This window comes from Mycobacterium angelicum, assembly GCF_002086155.1.
Classification (GTDB): Bacteria; Actinomycetota; Actinomycetes; order Mycobacteriales; family Mycobacteriaceae; genus Mycobacterium; species Mycobacterium angelicum.
On the sequence record NZ_MVHE01000102.1, the window covers coordinates 1 to 13,143 of the forward strand.

11 protein-coding genes and 1 pseudogene are annotated in these 13,143 nt (G+C 65.5%); 6 read left to right on the plus strand and 6 right to left on the minus strand.

All coding sequences use genetic code 11. From position 1 onward, the window contains the following. Positions 1-113: 113 nt before the first annotated feature. On the minus strand, positions 114-1,349 hold the full coding sequence (locus BST12_RS27280) for an IS256 family transposase (protein WP_083116326.1): 1,236 nt from the start codon (positions 1,347-1,349) through the stop codon (positions 114-116). Positions 1,350-1,778: 429 nt separating this feature from the next. Here BST12_RS27280 and BST12_RS33820 point away from each other — a divergent pair. Beyond that, positions 1,779-2,005 (plus strand): annotated as a pseudogene (locus BST12_RS33820) (IS481 family transposase); the annotation flags it as partial. A gap of 97 nt (positions 2,006-2,102) precedes the next feature. Here BST12_RS33820 and BST12_RS27285 read toward each other — a convergent pair. Continuing rightward, the gene (locus BST12_RS27285; RefSeq protein ID WP_083116317.1) at positions 2,103-2,687 is read right to left on the minus strand and encodes a DUF4276 family protein; all 585 of its coding nucleotides are present in this window, start codon (positions 2,685-2,687) and stop codon (positions 2,103-2,105) included. Next, a complete protein-coding gene (locus BST12_RS27290) occupies positions 2,684-3,856 on the minus strand; it encodes an AAA family ATPase (RefSeq protein ID WP_211281375.1) in 1,173 nt (390 codons plus the stop codon). Before BST12_RS27290 ends, BST12_RS27285 begins: the two co-directional genes overlap by 4 nt. A 524-nt stretch (positions 3,857-4,380) precedes the next feature. On the opposite strand from BST12_RS27290, the gene BST12_RS27295 reads away from it, so the two are divergent. The 4 genes from BST12_RS27295 (at position 4,381) to BST12_RS27305 (ending at position 7,553) form a co-directional block, all read left to right on the plus strand. Further along, positions 4,381-4,680 (plus strand): hypothetical protein, encoded by a 300-nt coding sequence (locus BST12_RS27295; RefSeq protein ID WP_083116319.1) that lies wholly within the window; start codon positions 4,381-4,383, stop codon positions 4,678-4,680. A 157-nt stretch (positions 4,681-4,837) separates the two neighbouring features. Next, complete coding sequence (locus BST12_RS31275) at positions 4,838-5,035, plus strand: hypothetical protein (protein WP_139801982.1); 198 nt, start codon at positions 4,838-4,840, stop codon at positions 5,033-5,035. 104 nt (positions 5,036-5,139) lie between these two features. Continuing rightward, entirely contained in the window at positions 5,140-6,084 is a 945-nt protein-coding gene (locus tag BST12_RS27300) for a short-chain dehydrogenase/reductase (protein ID WP_245850603.1), read from the plus strand. Positions 6,085-6,092: 8 nt separating this feature from the next. Further along, positions 6,093-7,553 (plus strand): WS/DGAT/MGAT family O-acyltransferase, encoded by a 1,461-nt coding sequence (locus BST12_RS27305; protein WP_170062215.1) that lies wholly within the window; start codon positions 6,093-6,095, stop codon positions 7,551-7,553. Between the two features lie 37 nt (positions 7,554-7,590). Here BST12_RS27305 and BST12_RS27310 read toward each other — a convergent pair whose 3' ends face one another. Both BST12_RS27310 and BST12_RS27315 read right to left on the minus strand, forming a co-directional pair. Next, positions 7,591-8,337 carry a DUF732 domain-containing protein gene (locus BST12_RS27310; RefSeq protein ID WP_083116322.1) on the minus strand — a complete coding sequence of 249 codons (747 nt, stop codon included), beginning with the start codon at positions 8,335-8,337 and terminating at the stop codon, positions 7,591-7,593. A 46-nt stretch (positions 8,338-8,383) separates the two neighbouring features. Continuing rightward, positions 8,384-9,145, minus strand: coding sequence for an enoyl-CoA hydratase (locus BST12_RS27315; protein ID WP_083116323.1), 762 nt, complete (start codon positions 9,143-9,145; stop codon positions 8,384-8,386). Positions 9,146-9,297: 152 nt separating this feature from the next. Here BST12_RS27315 and BST12_RS27320 point away from each other — a divergent pair, with 152 nt between their 5' ends. After that, entirely contained in the window at positions 9,298-12,051 is a 2,754-nt protein-coding gene (locus tag BST12_RS27320; protein WP_083116324.1) for a PE family protein, read from the plus strand. Positions 12,052-12,166: 115 nt separating this feature from the next. On the opposite strand, the gene BST12_RS27325 is transcribed toward BST12_RS27320, so the two are convergent. Continuing rightward, positions 12,167-13,143: phosphoglycerate mutase family protein (locus BST12_RS27325; RefSeq protein ID WP_139801983.1), on the minus strand; the 977-nt coding region annotated here is incomplete at its 5' end.

A 13,143-nucleotide genomic window follows, 5' to 3' on the forward strand; every position in this document is an offset into this window, starting at 1 on the left:
CCACCGCACGGGGCGGATACTTTTGTCTGGCCACCAGCGGATACTTTTACTTGGCTGGGTCAAGTCCAGGGACGTGGTGTACGACGTCGTCGTGTGATTCTTCGATAGGTGGTTCATGCGGTCAGAGCCGCCGGGACGTCCTCCTGTTCTGTTGACGGTGCGTGGTCGGCACGGGATTTGCTGAGAACTTCGAGTCCGAGGTAGCGCCGTGATTCGGCCCATTCGTCGTGTTGTTCGGCCAGGACGGCGCCGACGAGGCGGATCAGGGCGTTGCGGTCGGGGAAGATGCCGACGACATCGGTGCGACGTCGGATTTCTTTGTTGAGGCGTTCCTGGGGGTTGTTGGACCAGATCTGGCGCCAGATCTGTTTGGGGAAGGCGGTGAACGCCAGCAGGTCGGAGCGGGCGTCCTCCAAGTGCGCGGCCACCTTGGGCATTTTGTCGATCAGTGCGTCGATGATCCGATCGTATTGCGCGGCAACGGAGTCGGCGTCGGGCTGGTCGAACACCGAGTGCACCAGGGTGCGCACCCACGGCCAGGAGCTCTTCGGAGTGACCGCCATCAGATTGGTCGTGTAATGGGTACGACACCGCTGCCAGGACGCTCCAGGCAAGGTGGCGCCGATCGCGGCCACCAGGCCGGCGTGGGCGTCAGAGGTGACCAGTCGGACTCCGGTCAGTCCGCGGGCGGTCAGCGATCGCAGGAAGCTCAGCCAGCCGGCCCCGTCTTCGGCGGTGGTGACGTCGATGCCCAGGATTTCGCGGTAGCCCTCGGCATTGACCCCGGTCGCGATCAGGGCGTGCACGTTGACCACCCGGCCGGCTTCGCGCACTTTGAGGACCAGGGCGTCAGCAGCCATGAACGTGTAGGGGCCGGCATCAAGGGGTCGGGTCCGGAAGGCTTCCACGGCGACGTCGAGTTCTTTGGCCATCACCGACACCTGTGACTTCGACAGCGACGTGATCCCGAGGGTCTCGACGAGTTTGTCCATCCGCCGCGTCGACACTCCCAGCAGATAGCAGGTGGCCACCACGGTGGTCAGTGCCCGCTCGGCGCGCTTGCGGCGTTCCAGCAGCCAGTCCGGAAAGTAGGAGCCGTGGCGCAGCTTGGGGATCGCCAGATCCAATGAGCCTGCGCGGGTGTCGAACTGGCGTTGCCGGTAGCCGTTGCGCTGATTGGTCCGCTCGGCGCTGCGTTGGCCGTATTCGGCACCGCACAGGGCATCGGCTTCCGCGCCCATCAAGGTATGGATGAAGGTGGCCAACAACTCACGCAGCACGTCAGGCTGGCAGGTGGTGAGTCGTTCGGCCAACACGGTAGGCAGGTCGATATCGTGGGCACTGGTCATCGCGTTGATTCCTTTGCTCGAGTGACTTTGGTCGGTCTCTCGAAGAATCACGCGATGACCTTCAATCACTCGGCTACGACACGCCGGTCCTCAACTCATGGCCCGACTCGTACACCACTTTGGTGGACGCAACCCTTGGCCGTTGACAGAAGGCCGGGGCGTCGGCAAACGCTGCATGCCTGGTTGGCCCGGTATCTAATGCTGACACGACACCGGCCGGCCCGCCACTTCGCGCCCATTTCATCGCACCGTTGACGAACATCGTCATGCCATAAAGCGAGGTGTGGAACAACTGTCATCAACCGGCTGGGGGTTGTCGCGCATTTGACCGGCCCGGTACCAGCCCTGTGCTGTGGATGCCCTCCCGCTGCTGCACGCTGCTGCGGACACCTTGTGGACACAAGACGCCCGAAAACGGCGTAAAGGGCTCTGGATTGGTCCCATCGGCCGGTGTCGTGTCCGCATTAGATTCCGGCGTTGGTGGAGGCGGCGTTGTTGGAGTTGCCGCGGTCGTGGCGTATTGGCGTCCGCGACGGCTGGTTTTCGGGCTCAAGAAGCATCGAGTGAGTCTGATACCGGCGGAATCGGCGGTGTATCGGGCCTCGGCGCGGGCGGGGATGATCGCCACGAGGGCGCGGGATCGGCATTCGCGGAAGTGAAACGCTCGGAATGTGAGGCCCGATGGATTTGGGCCAAGTAAATGTCATCCTAGGCCGACTCCACGTGCCGCGCTTCCAGCAATAGACACTGACCTTACCGCGCCCCGAGCACACCTTTAATATCTCGCACAAACTTGTCAAATGATCGGCTATTCTGCCTCGCTATGCGGAGATCCATATTCGCCGCGAGCTTTACTTGGTCGACAGTCTCCGAATAAATTCGATTATCCATCATCGCTTCGACTCGCTGTTTGGCACCCCGGATTTCTTCGACATTGCTCGGACATACAGCGTCAGTTCTCACACCGCAACGCCCGCGCAATGATTCGATTGCCGCCAAAAGCCAGGCTTCGAATTCCTTATTGGCTGCGACGATTGAGACTGGCAAATGTTTCACAATCTCGCGAGCCCGAAGTCGGAGATTGGAACATAGATCACGCGGACAGTCGTCATCTGCATCTAGGACGACTGCAATTACATGCGAGTTTTGTGACAAGTACCGAAGTGCACGCTCGAAGTCGTCGAATTTCTCATTGAATCTGCTTCGATTGACCCGGAAAGGCCGCAATATAACCGTGTCGAAAATTTCGTGCAGTTCTGCAATTCGGCGGATAAGGACAGGGATTGCATCGACATCTCCATGCCCTTCTACGATGACGCCGACCTTAAGTTGGGTCATTCGAAAAGCTTCAATTGAGGCCACTGCCGCAAAGCAAATATATCGTCGGGACGAACTTGCTCCAGGCGCAGCAGTTCCCCAACGGTATAGAGATTCTCGCGTACAGCCTCCTTGGTGGTCGCTTCCACAGGGCCGAGGCGGGAAGTCCCTCGCTCAGCTTGCACGGCTATGACGGAATCCACGTCGAGTTGCGGATGATCAAGCAAGTCGGGACTATGTGTTGTCAGCAAGAGTTGTCGGCGGCGAGAAGCTTCAATCAATGCGTCCATCAGACGCAAGGCGGCACCCGGGTGAATTGCTATTTCAGGTTCCTCGATGGCTACCAAGGGGATACCGCTTGCGCTACTGCCGAGTTGGAACGCGGCCGTTAGAACCCCTAATGCGCGCAAGGTGCCATCTGAAACACTGGAAGCAAGATAGCGCCAGGGATTCTTATCACCAAGAACGTCCTGACGAAATTCGATCGTTTCCATGGGACCAAGCGCTCGTGCCTGGATGGCCTGGATCCCAGGGACCACAGCAGCCAAATATTCAGTGATTCGCTTTAATGTATCAGGTGAATGCTCAGCAGTGTTACGTATTACCGATGCTAGGTTACTTCCGTCTCGATTTAATAGATTCCCCGGATCCGTACTTTGGAGTTCTCGAACTCGATCGAGATTTAGGCTATAATATCCGATATTTGATAGCAATTGGAAAATCTGACTAAAAGCCGGCTCACCGCTTAATAACGGCAGTGCAAGAGCATTGGCTTTAACCGACGGTGGCCTTATTTCACTTAAGCTCCAACGAACCTTTCCGCTCTCGACGGTAAAGTAAGCAGCAGATGTCTCGTGTGAGAGGACACGACATTCTTCGCGTTGCACTTCCAGCGTCTGATTTTTGCGCGCCGCGATCTGATAAGCATAAAAGCCATTTGCGTTAGAGCCAAGATCTACATCTATTCGAACGCCGAAATGAGTAGGATGGCCCCGGCTTCGACGCCTCACGTCATTGATCCCGCCTCGCTCGCGAATCGCGTTTTCGAGAGTCGAGTTCATTGCGTCGGAAGTAAGTCTGAGGCCATCAATAAAATTACTTTTGCCCGAACCATTGGGCCCAACTAGCATTGTCATTGGAGCCAACTTGACGTCACAGCCCTCAATGCTCTTGAAATTCTTCAAAATCACGCGCGTTATCGCAGGCACCGGGAAAGCTGGCGGAGGAACAGTCTCCTCAAGGTGCGTGCGAGTCTTCGCTGATGCTCTGGCGGTAGTCAAGCCTTTTGAACCGTCCACAAGGCGCGTCGACAACCGGAAGCCGAAAACGGTGGCACACAACTGCACATCGCCTACTAGCTTAATGCTCGGCGACTTGACCGGTGCTGAAGTGGACTACGCGTCGTCGGCCTGGTTTGCCGGTTACCCCGCAGATATCTGATCTGCCAGGGAGCGAGCAGCGGTTTGGAAGGCGGAGCTCGGCACCAGCGTCGCAGTACGGACCCGGCCGCCAACACGACCCGCGTCGTGACCGGAAAGTTCGTCGAGCAGCGGTGGTTGTAGCGGGGATGTTTGGCCGGTGCAAAATTGGGAGTGACTCCGGCGATTCACGCTCACGATCGCTCCAGCGCGAGCCCTCCTGCGGCCGGCTATTCGGTTTTTCCACCTGGGGCGCTTCGAAGTTTTGTCGCGGCTTTCGTGTATAGAAAGCAACCATGGCAGGCGAATGGTGGGTTCAGGTGAGGGCGGCGGCCGATGGGATTGCCGAGGACACCCTAGTCGAAATCGCCGAGCAGCTTCAGGCCGGCGTCACCGTCGACCACAATACGAACGCCCTTACGGCGTCCTACATAGTCGCGGCTGCGACACGGCGACAAACCGCCGATGAAGCCCTGCGGGCGGCGACCGTGTTACCCAGCGAACCCACGTCGATCTCGATAATGCCGCTCGACGATTGGGTTGCCGATCAGCCTAAGAATGTCCTCGCTTGGGTCAGGCAGACGCGGCCTCGGTGAACCCCGATACGAGCCATGAGATCTCCCGCCGCCACTCGGACAGTCTTAGCTGCGCTGAGGTTTGCGCCGAGGTCGCAGCCCGGCGAATCATCAACATCTATGACAGTGCCTTTACGGGGAGGCAGCTACAGCTTTAGCGGTCCACTGGCATCGATGGGTGAGTGTGCAGCCTAAACGTGTTGACGAATTGAAGCCCGGAGACAGGATCCGGATGAAGATCGGGCACGCCACCCTCGTCGATGCCGAACCGATCGGCGCGCACCGTACTCTGCTCACCTTCCTCTACGGCACCAAAGTGCCGGCCGACAACGACGTCACCGTAGATGTCCTCGACGACGACGAATGGGGTTGGTGAGACGCCACCGAAGTAACCCAAAGCATCACTGGTTTGGACAGGGCCAAGAGGGCAACATCGAGTGCACGGCGGCTGTAACCGCCACCTCCGCAAAAGGGTCGATCATGATTGACGACACTGTCCGTCTGCTGGCGCGCACCACGTCGCGGCTTGGTCAGGCGCTGCCACTCATCGGCCGGTTCTTCGGTGACCGCACCGAGATTGACGTCGACGGCCGCGTGGTGTTCATTACCGGCGCCGCCCGTGGTCTGGGCGCCGAAATCGCGCGCCAGGCCCACGCGCGCGGCGCCTCCGTTGCGCTCGTCGGCCGCCATCTGGCTACGTTGCAGCAACTCTCCGACGAATTGGGCGCCCGTAGCGCGGCTTTCGAAGCCGACGTCACCGATGCCGCCGGGTTGCAGCAAGCCGCCGACGATTCGGTAGCCAGGTTCGGCGGTATCGACGTCGTCGTCGCCAACGCCGGCATCGCACCGCCGTCTGACACCGTCGCCACCATCGACCCGGCGGAATTCGAGCGCACCGTCGAAGTGGACCTTCTCGGCCAATGGCGAACGGCCCGGGCCACCATGCCCGCGCTCATGAAAAGCCACGGGCACATCGTGTTCGTCGGCTCCATCTATGCGTTCTTCAACGGCGTGCTGGCCGCCCCATATGCCATGAGCAAAGCAGGCGTCGAGCAACTGACCCGGGCCCTTCGCGTCGAGCTGGCACCGCACGGAGTCACCGCGGGTATCGCCTATCTGGGGTTCATCGAAACTGATTTGGCGGCAACCGTTTTCACCCGCGAACAGGTGAACGCGATGCGTAAAGCGATGCCCGGTTTCATGTCGCGGCCGATCCCGGTTACCGACGCGGCCAAGGCAGTTCTCGACGGCATCTCCCGCCGGGCCGCCACCACGTGCGCGCCGGCATGGGTCGGCCCGCTGCTCAATATGCGCAGTGTCACGACGGCGGTCATGGACGACTTCCTACTCCACAACCGCACCGTCACCTCGGCGGTCAACAGCGCCGAAGCCGCACGCAAACACCGCTCGACACGCGAAGGATGACATCCGCGATGAAACAGCTCAGCAGTCTGGATGCGCAGTTCCTCGCGATCGAAGACGGCCGCCGAACCGGCCACGTCGCGGGACTGGCGGTGCACGACCCGAGCACCGCCCCGGGCGGAACGTTCGACTGCGGGTCGATGATGCAACTGCTCAGCGAACGAATGCATCTGCTGCCGCCGCTTACCTGGCGGCTGGTCGAGGTGCCGTTTGGGCTGGATTATCCGTACTGGGTCGACGACGACCGATTCGATCTGACCTATCACGTGCGCGAATCGGCACTGCCTTCCCCCGGCAGCGATCGTCAGCTCGCCGATTTGGTGTCACGGCTGCACGCGCGCCCACTGAATCGCGACCGCCCGCTGTGGGAGATGTACGTAATAAGTGGTCTGCAAAAGGGCTATGTCGCGGTCTACACCAAGATCCATCACGCCGTCATCGACGGCGTCTCCGGAGCCGAGATCACCGGGCTGCTCCTCGATTTGAGTCCCGAGCAGCGACCGATCGACCCACCCGGCCCGGCGCTGTCTCGCCACCATCCCAGTGGAGTGGAGCTGTGGGGTCGCGCGCTGTTGGGGGTTCCCCGCTACCAGGCCAGACTGCTGCGGTCGCTGCCGCGCGCCCTGCCCAATCTGGACGAAACGACGTTTGCCGCGCTGCCCGGAATCGGGCGCGCCGGCCGCTTGGCGGGCCGGCTGCAGCGCATCGTCGGCGGCGACGGCAACCGCGTGGCCCGCTCGCCGATGCGGGCACCCAGGACGTCGTTCAACGGCAGGGTGTCGGCGAACCGGCGGTTCGCCTTCGGCAGCATCGATTTGCAGCGCGTCAAGGCCGTCAAGAATGCGTACCAGGTGACGGTCAACGACGTCGTGGTTGCGGTGTGCGCCGGCACGGTCCGGCGATGGCTGCTCGACCACAAGGAACTGCCCGAGCAGCCGCTGGTCGTTCAGATTCCGGTTTCGGTGCGTACCGAGGAGCAATCCGGTACCTACGGCAATCGCGTGCTGATGCTGGCCGCTCCCCTGCACACCGACATCGCAGAACCTGCGGCGCGGCTGACGGCCACCGCCGCCAGTCTGCGGCACTTGAAGGAACGCCATCGCGCGTTGCCGGCCGATCTACTGTCCGACGTGAACCACTTCATTCCGCCGGCCCTGTTCAGCCGCGCCGCGAAGGCCACTTTCGCGCTGGCCACCTCGTCGTTGGGCCGGCCGACGTGGAACGTGGTGGTGTCCAACGTTCCGGGTCCGCAATTCCCCCTGTATTGCGGCGGCGCACGGTTGGTCGCCAACTATCCGGTCTCGGTCATCACCGACGGCTTGGGCCTCAACATCACCGTGATGAGCTACGACGGCCACGTCGACATCGGCATCATCGTCGACCGGGAACAGATCCCTGACGTGTGGTCGCTAATCGACGGTTTCGATCTGTCGTTGGCCGAACTAGAGGACTCCCAGCCCGCACCGGGGTAGTGCGGCGCCGGGCAGTCGAGTAGCAGTCCCCTGACTGTCAGTCGCCGGGGAGGGCCGGCAGGTGGTCGCGGATACCTTGCAGATCACCTTGGATGCCCTGCATGTCGCGCTGGATCGCTTGCAGATCGGACAACGTGTTCTGCAAGCCCGGTCGCGTTGGGGCAGTTGCGGTTTCGTACTGAGGGCAGTACGAGACGACGGCCCCAGCCGCGAAGTGGGTGCTTTGCTCGGTGTCCCAGACGGTCGATTGCTGCACGAAGCGAACCGCCGCGGTGAGGTCGGGCTGGCGCGCGAGGAAATCGCACACCGCATGCGCCTGCGTCGTCACGTATTCCGGACTGGGAATGGGCACACCATCTTGTTTCAACACGGCCATGAACACCCGGTCGGTGAGGTCAACCGGTGGGGTTTGGGATTGCGGGGCCGGCGGTTCGCCCTGCGAAACCGATGACGGCGGGGCGGCTTCGGCCGGCTCGGCCGAGGGTTGGCTGTGCCCGCCGAAGAACATAGTCAGCAATGTGGCGCCCACGGCCAGCAGCGACAGCGGCAACATCGCGCGAGGCGCGAAGCGGAGCAGCGCACTCTTACGCACGCGCGCAGTGACGTCGCGGCTTGGGACGGACACCGCCTTGGTCTCGGCTGGCCCCGCGCGATGGCCAAGGCGTTCGTCGAGCAGTTCGTCGACGCGTTGCGACGACAGCCGACCGCCATGCTCGCCGCGGGCTGATTGGCGCTGCAGAGCGATGAGCCGCAATTCCGAGTCGATCGTCTCGCGATCGCGCATTCTGTCAGTCTGAGGGCGCCCCGGCGTTGCCACAAGTCCCGACGGGTCATCGCTTGCGCTGGAGGAAAGCCCGCATGTGGTGTTGCGGCTCACCGGTGAGAAACGCCAGACCGAACTGCTCGACGCTGTCCTCGATCGCGCCGTGCAATGTCATCTCGAACCACTTGTTGAGTAGGCGCTTTTGTTGCCGGACCGCCTGCGGGCCGAATCCGGCGAGTTTTGCGGTGAGCGTGGCGATGCGCGTGTCCAGCGCGTCGACGGCGACGACCTCGTGCACCAGGCCCCACGTGGCGGCGGTCGTAGCGTCGATGGTTTCGCCGGTCAGCAGCAGCCAGGCCGCACGCGAGGCGCCGATCAAAGCCGGCATCAACGCCGCGTGGATCACCGACGGGATCCCGACCGCGACTTCGGGCATGCCGAACTTGGCGCCCGGCTCGGCGATCCGCAGATCGCAACACATCGCGACTTCCAGACCACCGCCGAGGCACCAGCCCGCGAGCCGGGCGATGACCGGGACGGGGCATTCGCGAATCGCCTCACACAGACCCGCAAGCCGCCGGATGAACGCTTCGCCGCTGGTCTGGCCCAGCGTGACCATCTCGTTGATGTCGGCGCCGCCGATGAACGCCGACTCACCCGCGCCGCGCAATACGACCACCCGCACGTCGGCGTCGGCACGCAGGGCGCGAAACGCTTCGGCGAGGTCCTCGATCGCGCCGGTGCCGATGATGTTCAGCGCTTTGGAGTTGATGACCTCGATCGCCACCACGCCACCATCGCGACTGCTCCTGACGAACCGCTTTTCCATCGTGTTCCTAAGAAAGTCGACCCACTCACGCTAGTCCGGGGGGACTTCTGCGGCGCCCTTGACGTGGCCGCCAACCCCTGCCACGCTCTCAGCGGAGCAAGTGTTCCGCTACCGTTGCGAAATGTTCTCCGGCGACTGAACGAGAGGCAGCGATGTCGTATATCTCAGCGGTTCCCGAGGTATTGACTTCGGCGGCAACAACTTTGGGGCAGGTTGGTTCGACCCTCAACGCGGCGAACCTGGCCGCGGCCATGCCCACCACCGCGGTGCTGGCCCAGGGAGCTGACGAGGTGTCGGCGGCGGTGGCCACGCTGTTCGCCGGGCATGCCCGGGAATACCAGGCGCTCAGCACCCGGCTCGACGCGTTCCACCAGCAGTTCGTGGCGGCGCTGACCTCGGCGGGCCAGACGTATGCGGCCGCCGAAGCGGCCAGCGCCAATCCGTTGCAGTCCTTGCTGTCCGCGATCAACACGCCCACCGAGGCGATGCTGGACCGCCCGCTGATCGGCAACGGCCACGACGGGACAGCGGCTCATCCGAACGGTCAGGCCGGTGGACTGCTGTTCGGCAACGGCGGCAACGGCTACTCCCAAACCGCCAACAGCGGTGTGGCCGGCGGCAACGGCGGCGCGGCGGGGCTGGTCGGCAACGGTGGCGCCGGCGGGACCGGCGGAACCGGAGCGGCCGGCGGGACCGGCGGCAGCGGCGGCTTCTGGTACGGCAACGGCGGGGCCGGCGGCGCCGGCGGAACCGGCGTGGCCGGCACGCCTGGATTCAACGGCGGCACCGGCGGCGTCGGCGGAAACGGCGGGTCCGCCACGTTGTGGGGTAACGGCGGGATCGGCGGACAGGGCGGAACCGGCGGCGCGGCCCCCGATCCCGGCGGGCCGAGCGTCCCGTCCGCGGGTAGCGGTGGGAACGGGGGCGGTGGCGGGGCAGGCGGCCTGTTCAGCGGTTTGACCGGAGCGGGCGGGCAAGGCGGGGCCGGCGGCTTGGGCTCAGTGGGCCCGACCGGTGGCGTCGGCGGCACCGGCGGAGCCGGCGGAACGGGTGGCACCGCGGGGCTGTTCGGCGCCGGCGGCGCCGGCGGAGACGGCGGAGCCGGCGGCGGCGGAACCATCGGCGGCGACGGCGGTGCCGGTGGTACGGGCGGAATGTCGGGCGCACTGTACGGCGCCGGTGGTGCGGGCGGGGCCGGTGGCGCCGGCGGGACCGGTGTCTCCGTCGGCGGCCACGGTGGGGCCGGCGGCCAGGGCGGCATGACGGGGATGCTTGCCATCGGCGGCGCCGGCGGAGCCGGCGGCGCCGGCGGGTCGAGCACACAGTATGGCGGGCAGGGCGGCGACGGCGGCCACGGCGGCTTCGGCGGCTGGCTGATCGGCGACGGCGGCCCCGGCGGGGCCGGCGGAGCCGGCGGTAGCACCACTGCTGCCGGGGCCCCCGTCAACGGCCCCAACGGCGGCAACGGCGGTATCGGCGGATCGTCACCGTTTGTCGGTAACGGGGGCAATGGCGGGGCGCCCGGAGCCGGTGGATCCGGCAGCAACGGCGGCAACGACGGGCGCGACGGCCTGGGCGGACCCGGCGGTCTTGGCGGAGTTATCTACGGCCATCCCGGGACCTCGGCAGGCCAGCCCTACGCGGCCAGTGCCAACCCGCTGCAGTCCTTCTGGACCGCGATCAACGCGCCCACCGAGGCGCTGCTGGACCGCCCGCTGATCGGCAACGGTCACGACGGGACAGCCGCCCACCCGGACGGCCAGGCCGGTGGACTGCTGTTCGGCAATGGCGGCAACGGCTATTCCCAGACCAACAGTGGGCTGGCCGGCGGCGCCGGCGGCGCCGCGGGGTTGGTCGGCAACGGCGGGGCCGGCGGGACCGGCGGAGCCGGCGCCGCCGGAGGAGTCGGGGGTGCCGGCGGCTTCCTGTATGGCAGCGGGGGGTCCGGCGGCGCCGGCGGAGCCGGCGCGGCCGGCGGAAACGGTGGGGCGGCCAGCTTCGTGTGGGGCAACGGCGGGTCCGGTGGCGCCGGTGGGGACGGCGTGGCCGGCGAAGCCGGTTTGAATGGCGGCAATGGCGGCATCGGCGGCAACGGCGGGTCACCCACGTTGTGGGGTAACGGCGGGGCCGGCGGCGCCGGCGGCGCCGGTGGCCAGGCACCCGCGGTCAATGCGCCGGGCGACCCGCCGGGCTATGGCGGGAGCGGCGGCCACGGTGGCGGTGGCGGTGCGGGTGGACTGCTCGGCGGTACGGCGGCCGTTGGCGGGCAAGGCGGCGCCGGCGGTTCCGGCGGAAGCTTCGGCATCGGCGGGGCCGGCGGCATCGGCGGAATCGGCGGCACGCAGGGCGGGATCGGCATCGGCGGAGCCGGCGGAGCAGGTGGCGCCGGCGGAGACGGGGTTGTCGCCGGCCCCGGTGGTGCCGGTGGTACCGGCGGCGTCGGTGGTTGGTTCGCCGGAGCCGGAGGTGTCGGTGGCACCGGCGGTGCCGGTGGCGACGGTGAGGTGGGCGGCGCCGGTGGGGCCGGTGGCCAGGGCGGTGCGGCGACCTGGACCGGTACCGGCGGCGCCGGCGGAACAGGGGGCACCGGAGGTTCGGGCACCCACGCTGCCGGGCAGGGCGGCAATGGCGGCCATGGTGGCCTCGGCGGCTTGTTCGCCGGCGACGGCGGTGCCGGCGGCGTCGGTGGTACCGGTGGCGCCGGGGACGCCGGCGTCAACGGCGGCAACGGCGGCAACGGCGGCCTGGGTGGGGCGGCGCAATTCATCGGCGTCGGCGGTAATGGCGCGGCGCCGGGATCCGGCGGGGCCGCCGGCGGCGCCGGCGGCAACGACGGCCGCGAGGGTGTGGCCGGAACCGGCGGGATCGGCGGCGTGCTGTACGGCCGGCCGGGACGGCCGGGTTAGCTCGATTCGAGTGTGCGGTCTTGGCGTCGAGTGTGCGTCGCGGGCGCTCGGATCGCGATTCCCCCGCCCTGGATACACACTCGAAGCCGTAGCCGCACAGCGGGCTTAAACGGCGTTAGACAGCGTCGATCAGATCCCGAATGACCGCGATCGGGAAGTTGATAGTCGCCGTTCCGACCTCTTCGATACCGTCGCGCACCGCCGTCACGATGGTGGTCGGATCGCCGCTGAACAACGAGTAGAAAATGTTCCAGCTCGCCGTCTGCGGCGCCGTGATCAGATTGCGCACGTCGACGAACAGCTCGGTCGGCAATGAGGCGGGCGGGACGGGCACCCCGTCCCAACTCACCAATGTCCAGCCACCGCTGGGACTGCCCTGCACCACGACCTCGCCGGTGTTGGGCAGCGTGTGGGTCAGGATGAGCAACGGATCGGGGTTGTTGACGTTCATCAGCGTCCCGATTTCGATGGTGAACGCGCTCGAGTACGCGACCTCGGTGATCTTGCCGTCGGCGGCCGGAATCGGGTTCGCCATGGCTTGGCTGTACATCGTGTGCAGCGCGTCGTTGAAGCCGTTGTTGAACACCACGCCGTTGAATTGCAGCGAGCCCGGAGTGAGCATCGGCACGATGGGAAGCCCGAGCGTCCACGCAAGCGGGCCGACGAGGTAGAGCAGCCCGGCGGGGCTGATCTGCGGCAGACCATCGAAGATGCCGGCACTGATCTCGTTGAGCCCGGCCAATGCCGGCACGCTGGTCATCCCGTACATGGCGGCCAACGGCGCGGCGGTCTGCTGCGCCCTGAGCAATTGCGAGTCGAAGATGCCGGCGTAGGGGCCCTTCGCGAAGAGCGCGTTGGCGATGACGTTCGCCTGGTTCTGACCCGTTGGGGTCAGCGGAGGCCCGGGCACATTCGTGTCGATCAAGTTCGCGGCGTTACTGGCGGTCTGGCCGTGCCGCACGAAGTCGATCACGATCGACTGCCCGGTGCCGGTGCTGTCCACCCAGCCGGCGCCGGGCGCACCGATGAACAGCCCACCCCGGCCACCGATCCCGCCGCCCCCACCGGCACCGCCATTGCCCAGGAACAACG

Bases quoted from the DNA above. Each gene is read 5' to 3' on its own strand.
- BST12_RS27305 (WP_170062215.1), top strand. From the start codon at position 6,093: ATGAAACAGCTCAGCAGTCTGGATGCGCAGTTCCTCGCGATCGAAGAC.
- BST12_RS27280 (WP_083116326.1), bottom strand. From the start codon at position 1,349: ATGACCAGTGCCCACGATATCGACCTGCCTACCGTGTTGGCCGAACGA.
- BST12_RS27295 (WP_083116319.1), top strand. From the start codon at position 4,381: ATGGCAGGCGAATGGTGGGTTCAGGTGAGGGCGGCGGCCGATGGGATT.
- BST12_RS27315 (WP_083116323.1), bottom strand. From the start codon at position 9,145: ATGGAAAAGCGGTTCGTCAGGAGCAGTCGCGATGGTGGCGTGGTGGCG.
- BST12_RS27300 (WP_245850603.1), top strand. From the start codon at position 5,140: ATGATTGACGACACTGTCCGTCTGCTGGCGCGCACCACGTCGCGGCTT.
- BST12_RS27320 (WP_083116324.1), top strand. From the start codon at position 9,298: ATGTCGTATATCTCAGCGGTTCCCGAGGTATTGACTTCGGCGGCAACA.
- BST12_RS27310 (WP_083116322.1), bottom strand. From the start codon at position 8,337: ATGCGCGATCGCGAGACGATCGACTCGGAATTGCGGCTCATCGCTCTG.
- BST12_RS27285 (WP_083116317.1), bottom strand. From the start codon at position 2,687: ATGACCCAACTTAAGGTCGGCGTCATCGTAGAAGGGCATGGAGATGTC.